At 65.0% G+C, this 14831-nt stretch carries 10 protein-coding genes and 1 pseudogene; 7 read left to right on the top strand and 4 right to left on the bottom strand.

Features of this window, described 5'->3' with window-relative positions; translation table 11 throughout:
- Positions 1–7 precede the first annotated feature (7 nt).
- The 3 genes and pseudogenes from J2847_RS13465 to J2847_RS13455 all read left to right on the top strand — a co-directional run.
- Positions 8–1153 (top strand): acyl-CoA dehydrogenase family protein, encoded by a 1146-nt coding sequence (locus J2847_RS13465; RefSeq protein ID WP_209779459.1) that lies wholly within the window; start codon positions 8–10, stop codon positions 1151–1153.
- Positions 1154–1209: 56 nt separating this feature from the next.
- On the top strand, positions 1210–2010 hold the full coding sequence (locus J2847_RS13460; RefSeq protein WP_085553020.1) for a crotonase/enoyl-CoA hydratase family protein: 801 nt from the start codon (positions 1210–1212) through the stop codon (positions 2008–2010).
- A gap of 60 nt (positions 2011–2070) precedes the next feature.
- Positions 2071–2394: pseudogene (locus J2847_RS13455) on the top strand (electron transfer flavoprotein subunit alpha/FixB family protein); the annotation flags it as partial.
- A gap of 517 nt (positions 2395–2911) precedes the next feature.
- On the opposite strand, the gene J2847_RS13450 reads toward J2847_RS13455, so the two are convergent.
- The 4 genes from J2847_RS13450 to J2847_RS13435 all read right to left on the bottom strand — a co-directional run bounded on the left by J2847_RS13450 (position 2912) and on the right by J2847_RS13435 (position 9601).
- Positions 2912–5986 carry a multidrug efflux RND transporter permease subunit gene (locus J2847_RS13450; protein WP_209779458.1) on the bottom strand — a complete coding sequence of 1025 codons (3075 nt, stop codon included), beginning with the start codon at positions 5984–5986 and terminating at the stop codon, positions 2912–2914.
- Between the two features lie 10 nt (positions 5987–5996).
- Complete coding sequence (locus J2847_RS13445; RefSeq protein ID WP_325169406.1) at positions 5997–7241, bottom strand: efflux RND transporter periplasmic adaptor subunit; 1245 nt, start codon at positions 7239–7241, stop codon at positions 5997–5999.
- Positions 7242–7247: 6 nt separating this feature from the next.
- Positions 7248–7967, bottom strand: coding sequence for a TetR/AcrR family transcriptional regulator (locus tag J2847_RS13440; RefSeq protein ID WP_209779457.1), 720 nt, complete (start codon positions 7965–7967; stop codon positions 7248–7250).
- Between the two features lie 680 nt (positions 7968–8647).
- Positions 8648–9601 (bottom strand): LysR family transcriptional regulator, encoded by a 954-nt coding sequence (locus tag J2847_RS13435; RefSeq protein WP_209779456.1) that lies wholly within the window; start codon positions 9599–9601, stop codon positions 8648–8650.
- A 152-nt stretch (positions 9602–9753) separates the two neighbouring features.
- On the opposite strand from J2847_RS13435, the gene J2847_RS13430 reads away from it, so the two are divergent.
- From J2847_RS13430 to J2847_RS13415, 4 genes are read left to right on the top strand one after another with little or no spacing between them, the layout of a single operon-like run.
- Entirely contained in the window at positions 9754–11319 is a 1566-nt protein-coding gene (locus J2847_RS13430; protein ID WP_209779455.1) for an ABC transporter substrate-binding protein, read from the top strand.
- 15 nt (positions 11320–11334) lie between these two features.
- Positions 11335–12288 (top strand): ABC transporter permease, encoded by a 954-nt coding sequence (locus J2847_RS34830; RefSeq protein WP_209779454.1) that lies wholly within the window; start codon positions 11335–11337, stop codon positions 12286–12288.
- Positions 12285–13130: an ABC transporter permease gene (locus J2847_RS13420; protein ID WP_209779453.1), complete on the top strand. Its 846-nt coding sequence runs from the start codon at positions 12285–12287 to the stop codon at positions 13128–13130. Before J2847_RS34830 ends, J2847_RS13420 begins: the two co-directional genes overlap by 4 nt.
- Positions 13127–14803: an ABC transporter ATP-binding protein gene (locus J2847_RS13415; protein ID WP_209779452.1), complete on the top strand. Its 1677-nt coding sequence runs from the start codon at positions 13127–13129 to the stop codon at positions 14801–14803. Before J2847_RS13420 ends, J2847_RS13415 begins: the two co-directional genes overlap by 4 nt.
- The last annotated feature ends 28 nt before the right edge of the window (positions 14804–14831 follow it).

The raw sequence follows: 14831 nt of genomic DNA, 5'->3' as shown, positions 1-14831 counted from the left end.
AACGCAGATGCAAGATTTTTCTTTCCCGGCGCCGCCCGCATCGCCGGACACGGAGTCCCTGCGCGCTGAGGTGCGGGAGTTCCTGGGAACCGAACTGGCGTCACGACCGGCTTCCGAACGCATCAAATCCTGGAGCGGCTTCGACGCCGATTTCAGCCGCAAGCTGGGCGAGCGCGGCTGGATCGGCATGACGTGGCCCAAGGCCTATGGCGGGCACGAGCGCAGCGCCCTGGAGCGCTACGTCGTGCTGGAGGAACTGCTGGCGGCCGGTGCGCCGGTCGCCGCGCATTGGATCGCCGACCGGCAGAGCGGCCCACTCATCCTCAAGGTTGGGACCGAGGAGCAGAAGCGCGCCTTCCTGCCGCGCATCGCCGCCGGGGAGTGCTTCTTCTGCATCGGCATGAGCGAACCCGATTCCGGTTCCGACCTCGCTGCGGTGCGGACACGGGCCGTCCCGATCGAGGGTGGCTGGCGGGTCAACGGCACCAAACTGTGGACCACCTACGCGCATCACGCCCATTGCATGATCCTTTACTGCCGGACGGGCGCCGCCGAGGAGCGTCATGGCGGCACCAGCCAGTTCCTGGTCGACCTCACCCTGCCCGGCGTCACCATCCGTCCAATCGCCGACCTGTCGGGCGAACGGCACTTCAACGAAGTCGTGTTCGAGGATGTCGTCTTGCCGGCCTCCGCCCTCATCGGGCCGGAGGGGAATGGCTGGAACCAGGTCATGAGCGAACTCGCTTATGAGCGCAGCGGTCCGGAGCGCTTCCTGTCGACCTTCGTTTTGCTGGTCGAGCTGATCCGTGCCCTCGGAGCGTCTCCCTCGGATCAGGCGACCGATGCCGCCGGACGCCTGGGCGCGCAGCTCGTCGTGCTGCGCCGGCTGTCCCGATCGGTCGCGGGCATGTTGCAGAAGGGAGAGAACCCCGCCCTCCAGGCCGCCGTCGTCAAGGACATGGGGGCGATCGTCGAACAGGAAATTCCCGAGATCGCGCGCCAGTTGGTGGCGACGGAACCGGCCCTGCGATCGCCCGATGTCCTGTCCGCGGTTCTCGGCTACGCGATCCTCAACGCTCCGGCCTTTTCCCTGCGCGGAGGAACGCGGGAGATTCTGCGCGGCATCATCGCGCGCGGGTTGGGACTGCGCTGACCGGCGGGTGTCCGGGAGCGGACACCCGCACCCTGTTCCTTGAAGGAGTCTTTTCCATGCCCGATCCTGTTCTTTACGAAGAGAACGATGGCATCGTCACGCTCACCTTGAATCGGCCGGAAACCCGCAACCCGATTTCCGATCATGATATGATCGAGGCGCTTCTTGAGGCGTTGAACCGCATCGACGGTGACATGTCCGTGCGGGCCGCCATCCTCACCGGCACCGGAAGCAGCTTTTCGTCGGGCGGCAACCTCAAGACGATGGGGGAACAAGGCGGCATCAACGATCCGCTCCCGGCCCAGACCCGCCGCAACTACAAGCGCGGCATCCAGCGCATTCCCCTGGCGTTCGAGGCACTGGAGGTCCCGATCATCGCGGCGGTGAACGGTCCGGCGATCGGCGCCGGCTGCGATCTCGCCTGCATGTGCGACCTCCGCATCGCGGCGGAAAGCGCCCGTTTTGCCGAAAGCTTCGTCAAGGTCGGGATCGTGCCGGGAGATGGCGGCGCTTGGCTGCTGCCGCGCGTCGTCGGCTTTTCCAAAGCCTGCGAGATGGCCTTGACCGGCGACCCCATCGACGCCGCTGAAGCTCTTGCCTGCGGTCTGGTCTCCAAGATCGTGCCGGACGCGGAGCTTCTGGACCATGCCCGGCGCCTTGCCCTGCGCATCGCCGCGAACCCATCACACGCGGTCCGCATGACCAAGCGCCTTCTCCGGGAAGGCCGCAACGTCAAGCTCGACGCGCTGCTGGAAATGTCGGCGGCCATGCAGGCCCTGGCGCACGCGACCGAAGACCACAAGGAAGCCGTCGCCGCCCTGCTGGGCAAACGTTCACCGGTCTTCTCGGGGCGTTGAAAGCTCATCAACCGGATAAAGGCAGGAGCAGGAGCGGAACCATGAGGATCCTGGTGCCCGTTGCCGCGCGTCGCGGCCCTGCTCGACGTCGCCGCCATCTCGGACATCACCGGCGTCGTCTCGGCCGACACCTTCGAGCGGCCGATCTACGCCGGCAACGCCATCGCCACCGTCCAGTCGAAGGACCCGATCAAGGTCGTCACCGTGCGGACCACCGCCTTCGAGACCGCCGCCGCGACCGGCGGCTCGGCCCCGGTCGAGCCGGTGTCGGGCGCCGGGGCCGCCGGCCTGTCGTGCTTCGTCTCGGCCGAGCTGACCAAGTCGGAGCGTCCCGAGCTCACATCCGCCCGCGTGGTGGTGTCGGGCGGCCGCAACATCGAGGCTCCCTGGGCGATCTTCGCGAGCCCCCTGCCCCTCGACGATTTCGCGACGATGAAGCCGGGCTTCGCCTCCATGCTCCAGTTCAAGCTGTTGAAGTTGGCGACCCCGAAATCGGTGCGCTTCTCTGAACTTTATTTCCTGGAGGCCGCCCGTAAGGTCCGCCGGTCGGTGTCGTGCAAGCTCGGCTACGTCGGCGGCGTCCTGTCGCTGGAAGCGGCCCAACAGGTGTTGAACGAAGGCTTCGACGCGGTGGTGATGGCGCGGTCGTTGGTTCACGACGCCGCGCTGGTGCAGCGCTTCCGGGAAGACCCGGCGCACCGGTCCGGCTGCACCGCCTGCAACCGCTGTGTGGCGGTGATGTACGGCCCTTCGGGAACCCACTGTCCGCTGACCGGAAACATGATCGATGCGCGGCTGAACGGTCTGCCCGCCGGGACCGTGGAACAATGAAGGCGGTCGCAGCATGACGCCACGACCGCCTCCGAAGACAGATTCCGCGTTTTGTTCCCGTGGCTGCCGGTCAGCCGAGGGAAGCGATCTCCCCGGCGCGTTTGGAGTTTGCGGCGGCGTGGTGGTCCTTGGCGAGGACCGTGTAGACCGCCGGCAGCACGAACAGGGTGAACAGCGTGCCGATCAGCATGCCGGCGACGATCACCAGACCGATGGAGAAGCGGCTGGCCGCACCGGCGCCGGCGGCGGTCAGCAGCGGCACCAGCCCGACCACCATCGCCGCCGTCGTCATCAGGATGGGGCGCAGGCGCACGCGGGCGGCGTGCTCGATCGCGGTGCGGCGGTCCACCCCCTCGTTGATCTGCATCTCGCGGGCGAACTCCACCAGCAGGATGCCGTGCTTGCTGATCAGCCCGATCAGGGTGACGAGACCGACCTGGGTGTAGATGTTCATCGTCGACAGGCCGAAGAACAGCGGCAGCAGCGCCCCGCAGATCGACATCGGCACCGAGATCAGGATCACCAGCGGGTCGCGCAGCGATTCGAACTGCGCCGCCAGCACCAGATAGATGACGATCAGCGCGAAGACGAAGGTCACCATCAGCTGGTTGCCCTCGGTCACGTACTGGCGCGATTCCGACAGGTAGGCGTGGTTGAAGCCGGCCGGAAGCTGGGTGCGCGCCTGCTCCTCCAGGAACTCCACCGCCTGTCCGATGGTGACGCCCGGCATCGGCACCGCCGAGAAGGTCGCCGAGGGGAGCTGGTTGTACTTGTTCAGCGCGTTGGGCTCGGTCGCCGTCTCGATCGACACCACGGTGGACAGCGGGATCTGCGCCCCCGATCCGGTGGTGACGTAGAATTTGGCCAGATCCTCCGGCGTCAGCCGCTGGGCGCGCGGCACCTGCGGGATGACCTCGTAGGAGCGGCCGTTCAGGTTGAAGCGGTTGACGTAGTTGCCGCCGACCAGCACCGCCAGCGTGCTGGAGACCGACTGCATGGTCAGGCCGAGGTCGGCCGCCTTGGCGCGGTCGATCTTCAGCCGGATCACCGGGCTGTCATATTGCAGGTCGCTGTCGGTGACGATGAACATGCCGCTCTTGGTGGCGGCGTCCTTGATGCGCTCCATCGCGTCGAAGATGGTGCGGTAGTCGCCCGAGCTGGAGATCACCATCTGCACCGGCAGGCCGCCGGTGGAGCCGGGAAGCGCCGGCGGCGACACCAGGAAGACGTTGATGCCGGTGACCTTGCCGAGCTCCGCCTGGGCCAGCGGCTGAAGCTCCGAGGCCTTGCGGGTGCGCTCGTCCCACGGCTTCAGGATCATGCCGGCGAAGCCCTGGTTGAGCGTCGGCATGCCGGTCAGCACGAAGCGGGTGTCGGTCTCCGGGAAGGACTTGAAGGTCTCGTCGATCTGCTTGCCGAAGCTGTCGATGTAGTCGAGGTTGGCGTATTGCGGCGCCTTGGAGATGCCGAACAGGATGCCCTGGTCCTCCTCCGGCGCCAGCTCCGACATGGTGTTGGCGAAGAGGTAGCCGACCGACAGCAGGATGCCGACGGCGAACAGCAGCGTCGCCGCCCGGTAGTCGAGCATGCCGTCGAGCCGCCGCACGTACCAGTTGGCCAGCTTGTCGAAGCTGCGGTCGAGGAAGGCGGCGAAGCGCCCCTGGCTGCCGTGGCCGGTCAGGATGACCGAGCACATCATCGGCGACAGCGTCAGCGCCACCACGCCGGACACGATCACCGACGCCGCCAGCGTGAAGGCGAACTCGCGGAACAGCGCGCCGGTCAGCCCGCCGAGGAAGCCGATCGGGGCGTAGACGGCGGCCAGCGTGATGGTCATCGAGATGACCGGCCCGACGATCTCGCGCGCCCCGATGATGGCCGCGACGACCGGCGGTTTCCCTTCCTCCAGGTGCCGGTGGACGTTCTCCACCACGACGATGGCGTCGTCGACCACGAGGCCGATGGCGAGCACCATCGCCAGCAGGGTCAGCAGGTTCAGCGAGAATCCGAGCGCCAGCATGAAGGTGCAGGCGCCGACGATGGAGAGCGGGATCGTCACCACCGGGATCAGCACCGACCGGAAGGATCCCAGGAACAGGAAGATGACGACGATGACGATGGCGACCGCCTCGACCAGCGTCTTCACCACCTCGTCGATCGAGGATTGGATGAAGCGGGTGCTGTCGTAGACGATCTCCATCACCATGTCGGGCGGCAGGTTGCGCCGCAGCTCCGGCTCCATCTTGCGGATGTCGGCGACGATGTTCAGCGGGTTGCCGGTCGGTGTCGAATCGACGCCGATGAAGATGGCCTGCTGGCCGTTCATCGCCACGCTGGCGTTGAAGCTCTGGGCGCCCAGCTCGACGCTGCCGATGTCGCGCAGGCGGACCAGCGCGCCGTCCTTGGCCTTCACCACCATGTCGCGGAACTGCTCGACGTCGGTCAGGCCGGTGTTGGCGGTGATGTTGGTGATGACGAAGACGCCCTTGGTCTGGCCCGGCGCCGACTGGTAGTTGTTCGCCGTGATCGCCGCCGACACGTCGGCCGGCGAGATGCCGCGCGCCGCCATCTTCACCGGGTCGAGCCACAGCCGCATGGCGAAGGTCTGGCCACCCAGGATCTGGGCGCGCGCCACCCCCTCCACCGTCGACAGGTTGGGCTGGACGACGCGGGTCAGATAGTCGGAGATCGCCGCCCCGGACAGCTCCGGGCTGGAGAAGCCGATGTAGAGGATCGAGGTCGTCTCGCCGGTCGATTTCAGGATGACCGGGTCGTTGGCCTCGCGCGGGAGCTGGTACTTCACCTGCTGCACCTTGGCCATCACGTCGGTCATCGCGACGTTGGGGTCGAAGTTCAGCCGGATGTAGGCGGTGACGACGCTCTGCCCCTGGGTCGAGGAGGAGGTCAGGTAGTCGATGCCCTCGGCCGACGACACCGCCTGCTCGATCGGCGTGGCGATGAAGCCCTGCATCAGGTCCGGCGAGGCGCCGGGGTAGGCGGTGGTGATGGTGATGACGGTGTTCTGGAGCTGCGGGTACTGCCGGATCGGCATTTCCAGCAGCGCCCGCAGGCCGACCAGCAGGATCAGCAGGCTGACCACGACGGACAGCACCGGCCGGCGGATGAAGATGTCGGTGAAGGTCATGACGCCGGCCTCAGTTCTGCGGCAGGGTTTTCGGCGGGGTCAGCGGGTTGCCCTCGGCCGGGACCACGGCGGCGTCGTTGGACAGCTTGAGCTGGCCCGACACCACCACGCGGTCGCCGGGCTTCAGCCCCTCGCGGATCTCCACCTTGTTCTCGGTGCGGTCGCCGACCTTGACCGGCTGGCGCTTGACGGTGAGCTGCTCCTTGCCCTCCGCGTCCTTGCCGCTGACGGCGACGAAGACGCTGTCGCCGTAGACGGTGTAGTCGACCGCCGTCTCCGGGATGGTGAGCGTGTTGGGCTGCGGCGGCAGCACGACGCGGACGTTGGCGAACATGCCCGGCCGCAGCGCCCGCCCGCGGTTGTCGAGCGTCGCCTGCACCTTGATGGCGCGGGTGTCGGCGGTGATCTGCGGCTCGATCGTGGTGATGGTCGCCTCGAAGTCGCGGCCGGGGGTGGCGTCGGTGTTGATCAGCACCTTCTGGCCGACCGACAGCTTGGTCAGCGTCTGCTCGGGCAGCGAGAAGTTGACGTAGAGCTGCGACAGGTCGGTCAGGGTGACGATGGTCGCCCCGGTGTTGACGTAGTCGCCGACGTTGATCTGGCGGATGCCGAGCTCGCCGTCGAAGGGCGCCTTGATCAGCTTCTGGGCGATCAGCGCCTGGGTGCGCTTCATGTTGGCGTTGGTCTCGTCGAGCTGGGCCTGGTACTGGTCGACGTTGCTCTGCGGCGTCGCCTGGCTGCGGCGCAGGTCGCGGTAGCGCTCCAGGTTCAGCTCGGCCAGCCGCGCCTGGGCGCGCAGCGCCAGCAGGTCGGCCTGCTCGGTGGCGTCGTTGAGCTGGACCAGCGGGTCGCCGGCCTTCACCGTGGCGCCCGACTCGAAGGGGATCTGGACGACGCGGCCGGCGACCTCGGGGGCGACGGTGAGCTGGCGGGCCGCCGCCACCGTGCCGATGGCGGTCAGGTATTTCGGCACCGTCTGCACCGTCGCCTCGGCCAGCGCCACCGGGGTGGGCGGCGGCTTGTTGTTGGCGAAGAAGTCGGAGATCGCCTTCGCCCGGAAGCTGTTGAAGCCGTAGAGGGCGGCGCCCAGCAAGGCCAGGATGATCACGGTGATCACCAGCCGGACGATCAGCCGGCCGCGGGTGACCGGCTTGCGCGGCGGGCCCGGCGGCTGGCCGTGCGGCGTCTGGTGGCCCGGAGCGGCCGCCGGATGGCCGAACGACGTCTCGGTCTTGGGGGGAGGGTCCAGGGTCACGATCGGCTACTCCGGAAAAGCTTGGTGTGGATTTGGCAGAGAATTGGTATCGAAAGAAACATAAGGAAAACGCGAGGCCCCCTCCTGGGCAGCGATGGCCTCGTCGCGCAGGCCGAGGCCGCGCAGGATGAACCAGATGGTCTGGCGGGCCAACTCCGGCCGGCCGCAGGGATAGGGAACGACCGACTGGCCGGACAGACAGACCGAAGCCATCATCGTGCAGAGATGGTCGGCCATCCACAGACCATTTTCCGCCCCCACAGGCCCGGCCACGAGGTCCCCGCCAGCAGCCGCCGCATGGACGGCGGCGGTGAAGGTTGGCAGGAAACGTTTGCGCACGCTGTCATAGACGTGGCGCATGAACTCCCCGTCCTCCAGCAGGCTGATCAGGGTCAGGCGGTGGCGCGACCGCTCCTTGGCGTTGGCCGGAACTTCGACCACGAGGTACAACACCAAGCCCTGTACCATCTGTACCAACGCGGTGGTGGACGGCGGCAGCGAGAGGAGCCGGGAATATTCCGGGTCGTCATCGATGCAGGTCAGGAAGATCGCCTCATAAAGCGAGGTCTTGGTCGGAAAATGCTTGAAGATCAGAGCTTCCGACACACCCGCCGCCTGAGCGATCTCCTTGGTTGTCGTCGCCGCGAACCCCTTCCGCGCGAACAGCGGCAAAGCGGCATCGAGAATGCTCCGTCGGCGAGCGGCGCTATCGAGACGCGGTGCCATGGATGATCCGTCCGAATATTTTTGACCCATATGCCGAGTGAGGCCTCACTCACCTTCCTTGCGGTGTATAATCCAGTTGCGGCACTCTGTCCAACCTCTTCAGCATGAGACTTCAATGATGGGACGAGAGATAACGCCATGCCAATGGCAGATTCATGACAGATTTACACGCATTCTCTCAAGTAATAATGGAATTCCATTGACTATGTATGAATATATTGCACCAGATCATGTGTTTCGTCAGACAAGTCAAACTGAAATATTTAGAATATTTTTCATTTATCACTTTAAGAAAGAGCACTCATAACACGAATTTGGTATTTTTCGGAGTAATGGAGTGAACTTTCTCCTGTCATGGGACTGAACCGAGAGTTTGGCCGAAGGCGTTCTGAACCGCTCCGAGTTTTTCGGAGGCCATTTGCTTTGAGTCACGTCACCCTGGCGACGTCCTCGGTTTGAGCATAATCGCGCGCTTCGGCCTCGGCGGGGGAATGTTGCCGATAGGCTCGAGGAGGCGCCGGTGGTTGTTCGCCTTCGTGCTCGAACACCATCCGAACCGCGCGCTCGCGGACTTCAGGGGCGTATTTGGGGATGCCTGCTTCGTCATAATGCCCCCCTCTCTCAGAAGATGGAGCCTCCAGGAAAGCCGGCGCGGTTCAATCTCCCGCATAGATCTTCCATCAGGAGACCAGAACATGGCACTCGAAGGAGTGCAGCCGTCCCCCTTTGCCGATCTTCGCCACGTCCTTCCCCACCTCCGTGCACAACCACTCACGCACGTCTCCCACAACACCACCCACCGGCGCTTGATCGCCAAGTATGAAGTTGAATGTCGCGCGGGTGTTGAACCCCCTGTCCGATGCCGCCAGAAGCGAGCGGTAGCGAAGCAATCGGGATGTCACCGACAACCATCCCAGGACGATCCCTTGCCCGTTCAAGGCCGACTGAAGCGCCACCGAATAATCGGAGAAAACCATCGTCTTGTGGTTCGGAGGCAGTTCCATGCCAGCGAGGCGGGCGAACGTATTCCAGTCGCACCAGTGATCGCTGAGGGTGATCAAGGTGTGCGTCCGGTTGCGCCGGGGTTGGTCGAGCGTTCCCATGCGCTTTATGTAGTCCAACGCGGCCACCGGCTGGATGATCTCATCCAGGAAGTGGCTTTCTGGAGGAGCCTTGGTCGTTTCTGGAAAGCGGCGCAAGCCGAGATCAGCTCGAACCGGACTCTGCCCGACCCCTCCGGCGATCAGCTCGAAGCGCAGGTCCACGTCGGGGAACGCCAGCCGGAAGTCGAACAGCCGCGGAATCAGCCAATGTGCCGCCATCGATGAAGAGATGGACAACAGCACCGGCTCCCGCCCGCTCTCCTTGTCCTTCCACGACCCGATCAGTTTTTCGATGGCATCGAAGCTGCTGGACATCAACCCGCTCAGTTCGGCACCGCGCGTGGTCAGACGCACGCGAGGCCCTGACCGCAGGAACAGCTTCACACCGACGGCCTCCTCCAGGGACGCCACCGCCCGGCTGACAGCAGGCTGGGTAATTCCCAATTCTTCCGCCGCGCGCGAAAAATTCCGGTGCCGCGCAGCCGCCTCAAAAGCCAGAAAGAGGTTCGTTGGCGGCAAAACCCGCTTCATATCATGCGCCCTGGTTATGATTACCCCAATGCAGACGGTATACCGCACCCCGCAAAAGCAAACAAATCATTTATTATCAGTCTGTTGTGAACTCGCTTCCCACGCCTGTCGTCCTGTTCCATATACGGAGGAAGTAACAGGGAGAACAGAGAATGACTTTTTCAAAAATCAGCCGGCGTGACTTCCACACCTTGCTCGGGACCACTGTGGGAACGGCCATGCTCGGGGGGATCCCCCTCATCGCCCAAGCGGCCGGAACAGCGGGCAGCCCCTCCGCGATGGCGCCGAAGAAGGGCGGCCGCATCCGGCTGGCCCTTGCCCAGCAGAGCACCAACGATACCTTCGACAGTGCGCGTTTCACCAACGCCAACGACTACATCCGCGGGTCCGCCGTCTTCAACACGCTGACCCGCGTCGATGGCTCCGGCCAGGCGCAACCGGAACTTGCCTTGTCCTGGGAAGCCAACCCGTCGGCCACCGAATGGCGCTTCAAGATCCGCAAGGGCGTGGAATTCAGCGATGGCCGGCCCCTGTCGCTTCAGGACATAGCGTTCTCCATCATGCGCCACAAGAATGAAGCCAAGGCCTCGTCGGCGAAGCCCCTGGTGGCCAACATCGCCGCGGTGACCGTGGAAGGTGACGATACCATTCTGGTGCGCCTGGCTGAGGCGGACGTCGAGTTGCCCGTTCTGCTCGGCCTGCTGCAGTTCTGCGTGGTGAAGGACGGCACGGAGGACTTTTCCAAGCCGATCGGCACGGGTCCCTTCGTCATGGCGGAGTTCCAGCCCGGCATTCGCACCGTGCTGACCCGCAACACCAATTTCTGGAAGGACGGTCAGCCTTACCTGGACGAGATCGAGATGATCTCGATCACCGATGCCAACGCACGGGTCAGCGCCTTGCTGTCCGGCGACGTCGACATGGCCGCCGACATCAAAGGCGCGGGCATCGATCAAGTCGCGGCGAACCCGTCCACGAAGATCTTCGAGACGCCGAGCACCCGCTACGCCGGCTATCAATTCGACGCCGCGACCAACTTCGACCCGAACCTCGGGTTGGCCATCGCCAACATGTTCGACCGCTCGAAGATCGTCGAAACCGTGCTCAAGGGCCACGGCTCCGTCGCCAATGACCATCCGGTCGGCAAGATGAGTCCCTACTACAACGCCAACCTGCCACAGCGCGGACTGGACCTCGACAAAGCCAAGCATTACCTGCGGAAATCGGGAATCGGGCGGACCCCGCTCGAACTCTCGGTCAGCGACGGCGTGGTCTACAGCGTCGAGATCGCCCAGCTTCTGCAACGCTCCGCCGCCCAGGCAGGCCTCAACCTGACCTTGCGGCGCGAGCCGTCGGAGAGCTACTGGACCGCCGTCGCCGGCAAGCGCCGCTTCTTCGCAACCAACTTCTTCCCTCGTCCGACCCCGCATCTGCTGCTCAACGTGACCTGGAAGAGCGGCTCGCAGTGGAACTTCTCCCACTACGGCAACCCGCGCCTGGACTCTCTCATCGACGGCGTTCGGGCCACCCTGGATGTGGACAAGCGCATCGCCATGTACCATGAGATCCAGGAGATCCTGCACAACTGCGGTGCGGTGACGATGCCGGTCTTCCTGAGCTATCTCGACGGTGTCTCAAGCCGCGTTCAGGGGCTTACACCCAATCAGATCGGAAACTTCTCCGGCTTCCGGTTCTCCGATCAGGTCTGGCTTTCGTAAGCACTAGGGCTCGCCGTGATCAGATTCATCGTCAAGCGGCTGGCAGCAGGCTTCGTCCTGCTGCTGGTCATCTCCCTGCTCATTTTCGTCGGCTGCGAGATGTTGCCCGGCGATGTGGCGCAAATCATGCTCGGACAGTCGGCCAGCCCCGAGAATGTGGCGGCGCTGCGGGCCGAACTCGGATTGGATCGGCCCGCACCGGTTCGCTACCTGGCTTGGCTGTGGGGCACATTTCATGGCGACTGGGGCGTTTCGATGACCTCCCGCCAACCCGTCAGCGTGATGTTGTCCGAACGCCTGTCCAACACCTTGACCCTGGCCGGGCTGACCACGCTGGTCTCGGTTCCCCTGGCCTTGCTGATCGGCATGGTCCTGGCTGTCCACAAGGGCACCCGTCTGGACCGGGTCGGGACCATCGTCATCGTCGGCCTGTGCGCGACGCCGGAATTCCTGGTCGCCACGCTGGGTGTGCTCGTCTTCTCAATCCATCTGCGTTGGCTGCCGGCGATCTCTTACGTGACACCCGGCACGGGCGTCCTGACCCAGATCAAGTCCATGCTGCTGCCGTTGGCGACCATGACCATCATCGTCACCGCGCAGCTCGCCCGGATGACCCGCGCCGTGGTCGGCAACATCCTGACGCAGCCCTATGTCGAGACGGCCCGGCTGAAAGGCGCCGGACCGGTCCGCGTGATCATGGTCCACGCCTTGCGAAACGCCGTCGGCCCGCTGATCAACATCATCGCGATGAATGTCGCCTACCTCATCAGTGGCGTGGTGATCGTCGAAACCATCTTCGCCTTCCCCGGCCTCGCCCGGCTCATGGCGGATTCGGTTCAGGCGCGCGACCTGCCGGTGGTCCAAGCCTGCGCAATGATTTTCTCGGCCTCCTACATCGGCCTGATCATGGTCGCCGATATCGTCGCCAAGCTGTTCGACAGCCGCAAGGAACCGGGGGCTCCCTCATGATCCCGCACCAGACACCCACCCTGCTCAAAAGCCTGTTCCGGCCTACGCTGCTGTCGGTTGTCGTCGCCCTCCTGCTGCTGCTCGCCGTCGTCGTTCTGGCGGCACCGCTGTTGCCGCTGCACGACCCCGACGCCTTTTTGAGCAGCGACGGCTTCGTTCCGCCGTCCGGCGAGTATTGGTTGGGCACCGACTTCCTCGGCCGCGATCTGCTGGCACGACTGCTCGGCTCGGCCCGCGTCACCCTTGGCATGGCCTTGCTCAGCACCATTCTCGCCCACCTGATCGGCGACACGCTGGGTTTGCTGGCGGCGTTGCGCGGCGGATGGTTCGATGCGGTCGTCAGCCGTGTCGTCGACGTGGTTCTGTCCGTTCCCAAGATCATTGCCGGTCTCGTCGTGCTCGCCGTGACCGGCCCGTCCCTCGTCGCCATCGTGGTGCTGACAGCCGTGGTCTATGCCGCCGGTGTGTTCCGGATCTCCCGTGCGCTCGGGCAGGATCTGATCGCCCAGGACTTCATCACCGTGGCCCGTGCCCGCGGCGAGGGCAATCGCTGGCTTCTGTTCGGCGAGATGCTGCCGCATGTGGTCATGCCATTGACCGCCGATTTCGCCCTGCGCCTGAGCTTTGCGATCCTCTTCATGAGCGGCCTGAGCTTTCTTGGTCTTGGCGTGCAGCCGCCCATGGCGGACTGGGGCGGGCTGGTCCGCGAAAATCTGGACGGCCTGCAGATCGGTTCCTGGGCACCGATCTATCCGGCTCTCTCCATCGCGGTCGTCTCCGTCCTGTTGAACCTGTTCGTCGACGGCCTGCAAGAACGTGAAAAGAAGGGAGGCGGGGCATGACGCTTCTCCATATCCAGAATCTGAACCTGTCCGCGGACAGCGGGAAACCCATTCTGCGGGACGTCTCACTGACCCTGGAAAATGGCCAGATCCTGGCGCTCATCGGGGCATCCGGGTCCGGGAAAACGACCCTGGCGCTGACCGCCCTGGGGCACATGCGGCCGGGCGTCCGCCACGTCTCCGGACAGGTGCTCTTCCGAGGCCAGGATCTGCTGCGGATGAGCCGGCGGGCACTGGCGCGCCTGCGTGGCCGCAAGCTGGCCTACATCGCCCAGAGCGCCGCGGTCTCCTTCAACCCGCGCATCCGGCTGGACCGCCAGGTCACGGAAAGCAGCCGCATCCATCACACCATGTCCCCCGACGCGGCCCACGCCCGGGCTCGGGAGGTCTATCGGACTCTTGACCTGCCCACCGGCGAAGCCTTCTACAACCGATTCCCGCACGAGGTTTCCGGCGGGCAACTTCAGCGGTTCATGATCGCCATGGGCCTGCATGAAATGCCCGAGATTCTGGTCTGTGACGAACCGACCAGCGCCCTTGACGCCACCACCCAGGTTGAGGTGTTGAAGGCCCTGGACACGGGGATTCACGCCAGCGGGACCGCCGCCATCCTGGTCGGCCACGACATCGCCCAGGTGGTCCAGGTCGCCACCCACATCCTGGTGATGCGCAACGGCGAGGTGGTCGAGCGCGGCACGGTCGAGAAGATCCTCCATCATCCCGAACATCCCTACACGCGGCGGCTCCTGGAGATGCATCGCGGTTTCGATGCCGAATCCGGAACCATGGCGGAAACCGTCGCCGCTGCCAGCGCGACAGCGGTGTCTCCGTCCGACCGGACCGACCGGGCGCCGCTTCTGGAGGTTCGCGATCTGGCCGTGTGCTACGGCACCGGCGGTTTCGCGGTAAAGGCACTCAGCGGTGCGTCGCTGACCCTGAACGGCGGCGAGATGATGGCGGTGGTCGGCGAGTCCGGGTCCGGCAAGAGCACCATGGCCCGTGCCATCGCCGGCTTGGTCCAGCCCAGCCAGGGCGAAGTCCTGGTCAACGGGCGGCCGATGGAACGGGATGTGCTCAAGCGTCCCCTCCCCATGCGCCGGGCCGTCCAGATCACCTTCCAGTCGGCCGACACCTCCCTGAACCGCCACCACACCGTTGGCCGCATCCTCGGACAAGTGCTGACGTTCTTCGGAGAACGCTCCAAGGAGCGCCGCGCCGAGCGGATACGCGATCTTCTGGAACAGGTCCATCTGCCCGCCGACTACGCAGACCGCAAGCCGAGCCAGATGTCCGGCGGTGAAAAGCAGCGCGTCAACCTGGCCCGTTCTCTCGCCGCCCGGCCGGACGTGCTGATCTGCGATGAAATCACCTCGGCGCTCGACAACATCGTCGCGGCATCGGTCCTCGACCTGATCGCCGAACTCAAGCGCGAGCTGAACATCGGCATCCTGTTCATCAGCCACGACCTTTCCGCGGTGGCTGCGATGTCGGACAAGATCATGGTCCTGCGCAACGGCGAAGTCGTCGAACAAGGCCCCACGGCGCAGGTCCTCGGGGCTCCCCGTCATCCCTACACCCGGCTGCTGCGCTCCTCGGTCGCCGCACTGCGCCTGGGATGGCTGGAGGAGGCTTCCGCGCTCCACCGGTCCCTGCGCGATGAACTCGGCGCCTGAGCCCTTATCCCATCCCATTCACCGGACA

Source organism: Azospirillum agricola, assembly GCF_017876095.1.
Lineage (GTDB): Bacteria > Pseudomonadota > Alphaproteobacteria > Azospirillales > Azospirillaceae > Azospirillum > Azospirillum agricola.
Note: the sequence above shows the minus strand (reverse complement) of the source record. Positions and strands in the feature narration are given on the sequence as shown.

Bases quoted from the DNA above. Each gene is read 5' to 3' on its own strand.
- J2847_RS13465 (WP_209779459.1), top strand. From the start codon at position 8: ATGCAAGATTTTTCTTTCCCGGCGCCGCCCGCATCGCCGGACACGGAG.
- J2847_RS13460 (WP_085553020.1), top strand. From the start codon at position 1,210: ATGCCCGATCCTGTTCTTTACGAAGAGAACGATGGCATCGTCACGCTC.
- J2847_RS13450 (WP_209779458.1), bottom strand. From the start codon at position 5,986: ATGACCTTCACCGACATCTTCATCCGCCGGCCGGTGCTGTCCGTCGTG.
- J2847_RS13440 (WP_209779457.1), bottom strand. From the start codon at position 7,967: ATGGCACCGCGTCTCGATAGCGCCGCTCGCCGACGGAGCATTCTCGAT.
- J2847_RS13435 (WP_209779456.1), bottom strand. From the start codon at position 9,601: ATGAAGCGGGTTTTGCCGCCAACGAACCTCTTTCTGGCTTTTGAGGCG.
- J2847_RS13430 (WP_209779455.1), top strand. From the start codon at position 9,754: ATGACTTTTTCAAAAATCAGCCGGCGTGACTTCCACACCTTGCTCGGG.
- J2847_RS13420 (WP_209779453.1), top strand. From the start codon at position 12,285: ATGATCCCGCACCAGACACCCACCCTGCTCAAAAGCCTGTTCCGGCCT.
- J2847_RS13415 (WP_209779452.1), top strand. From the start codon at position 13,127: ATGACGCTTCTCCATATCCAGAATCTGAACCTGTCCGCGGACAGCGGG.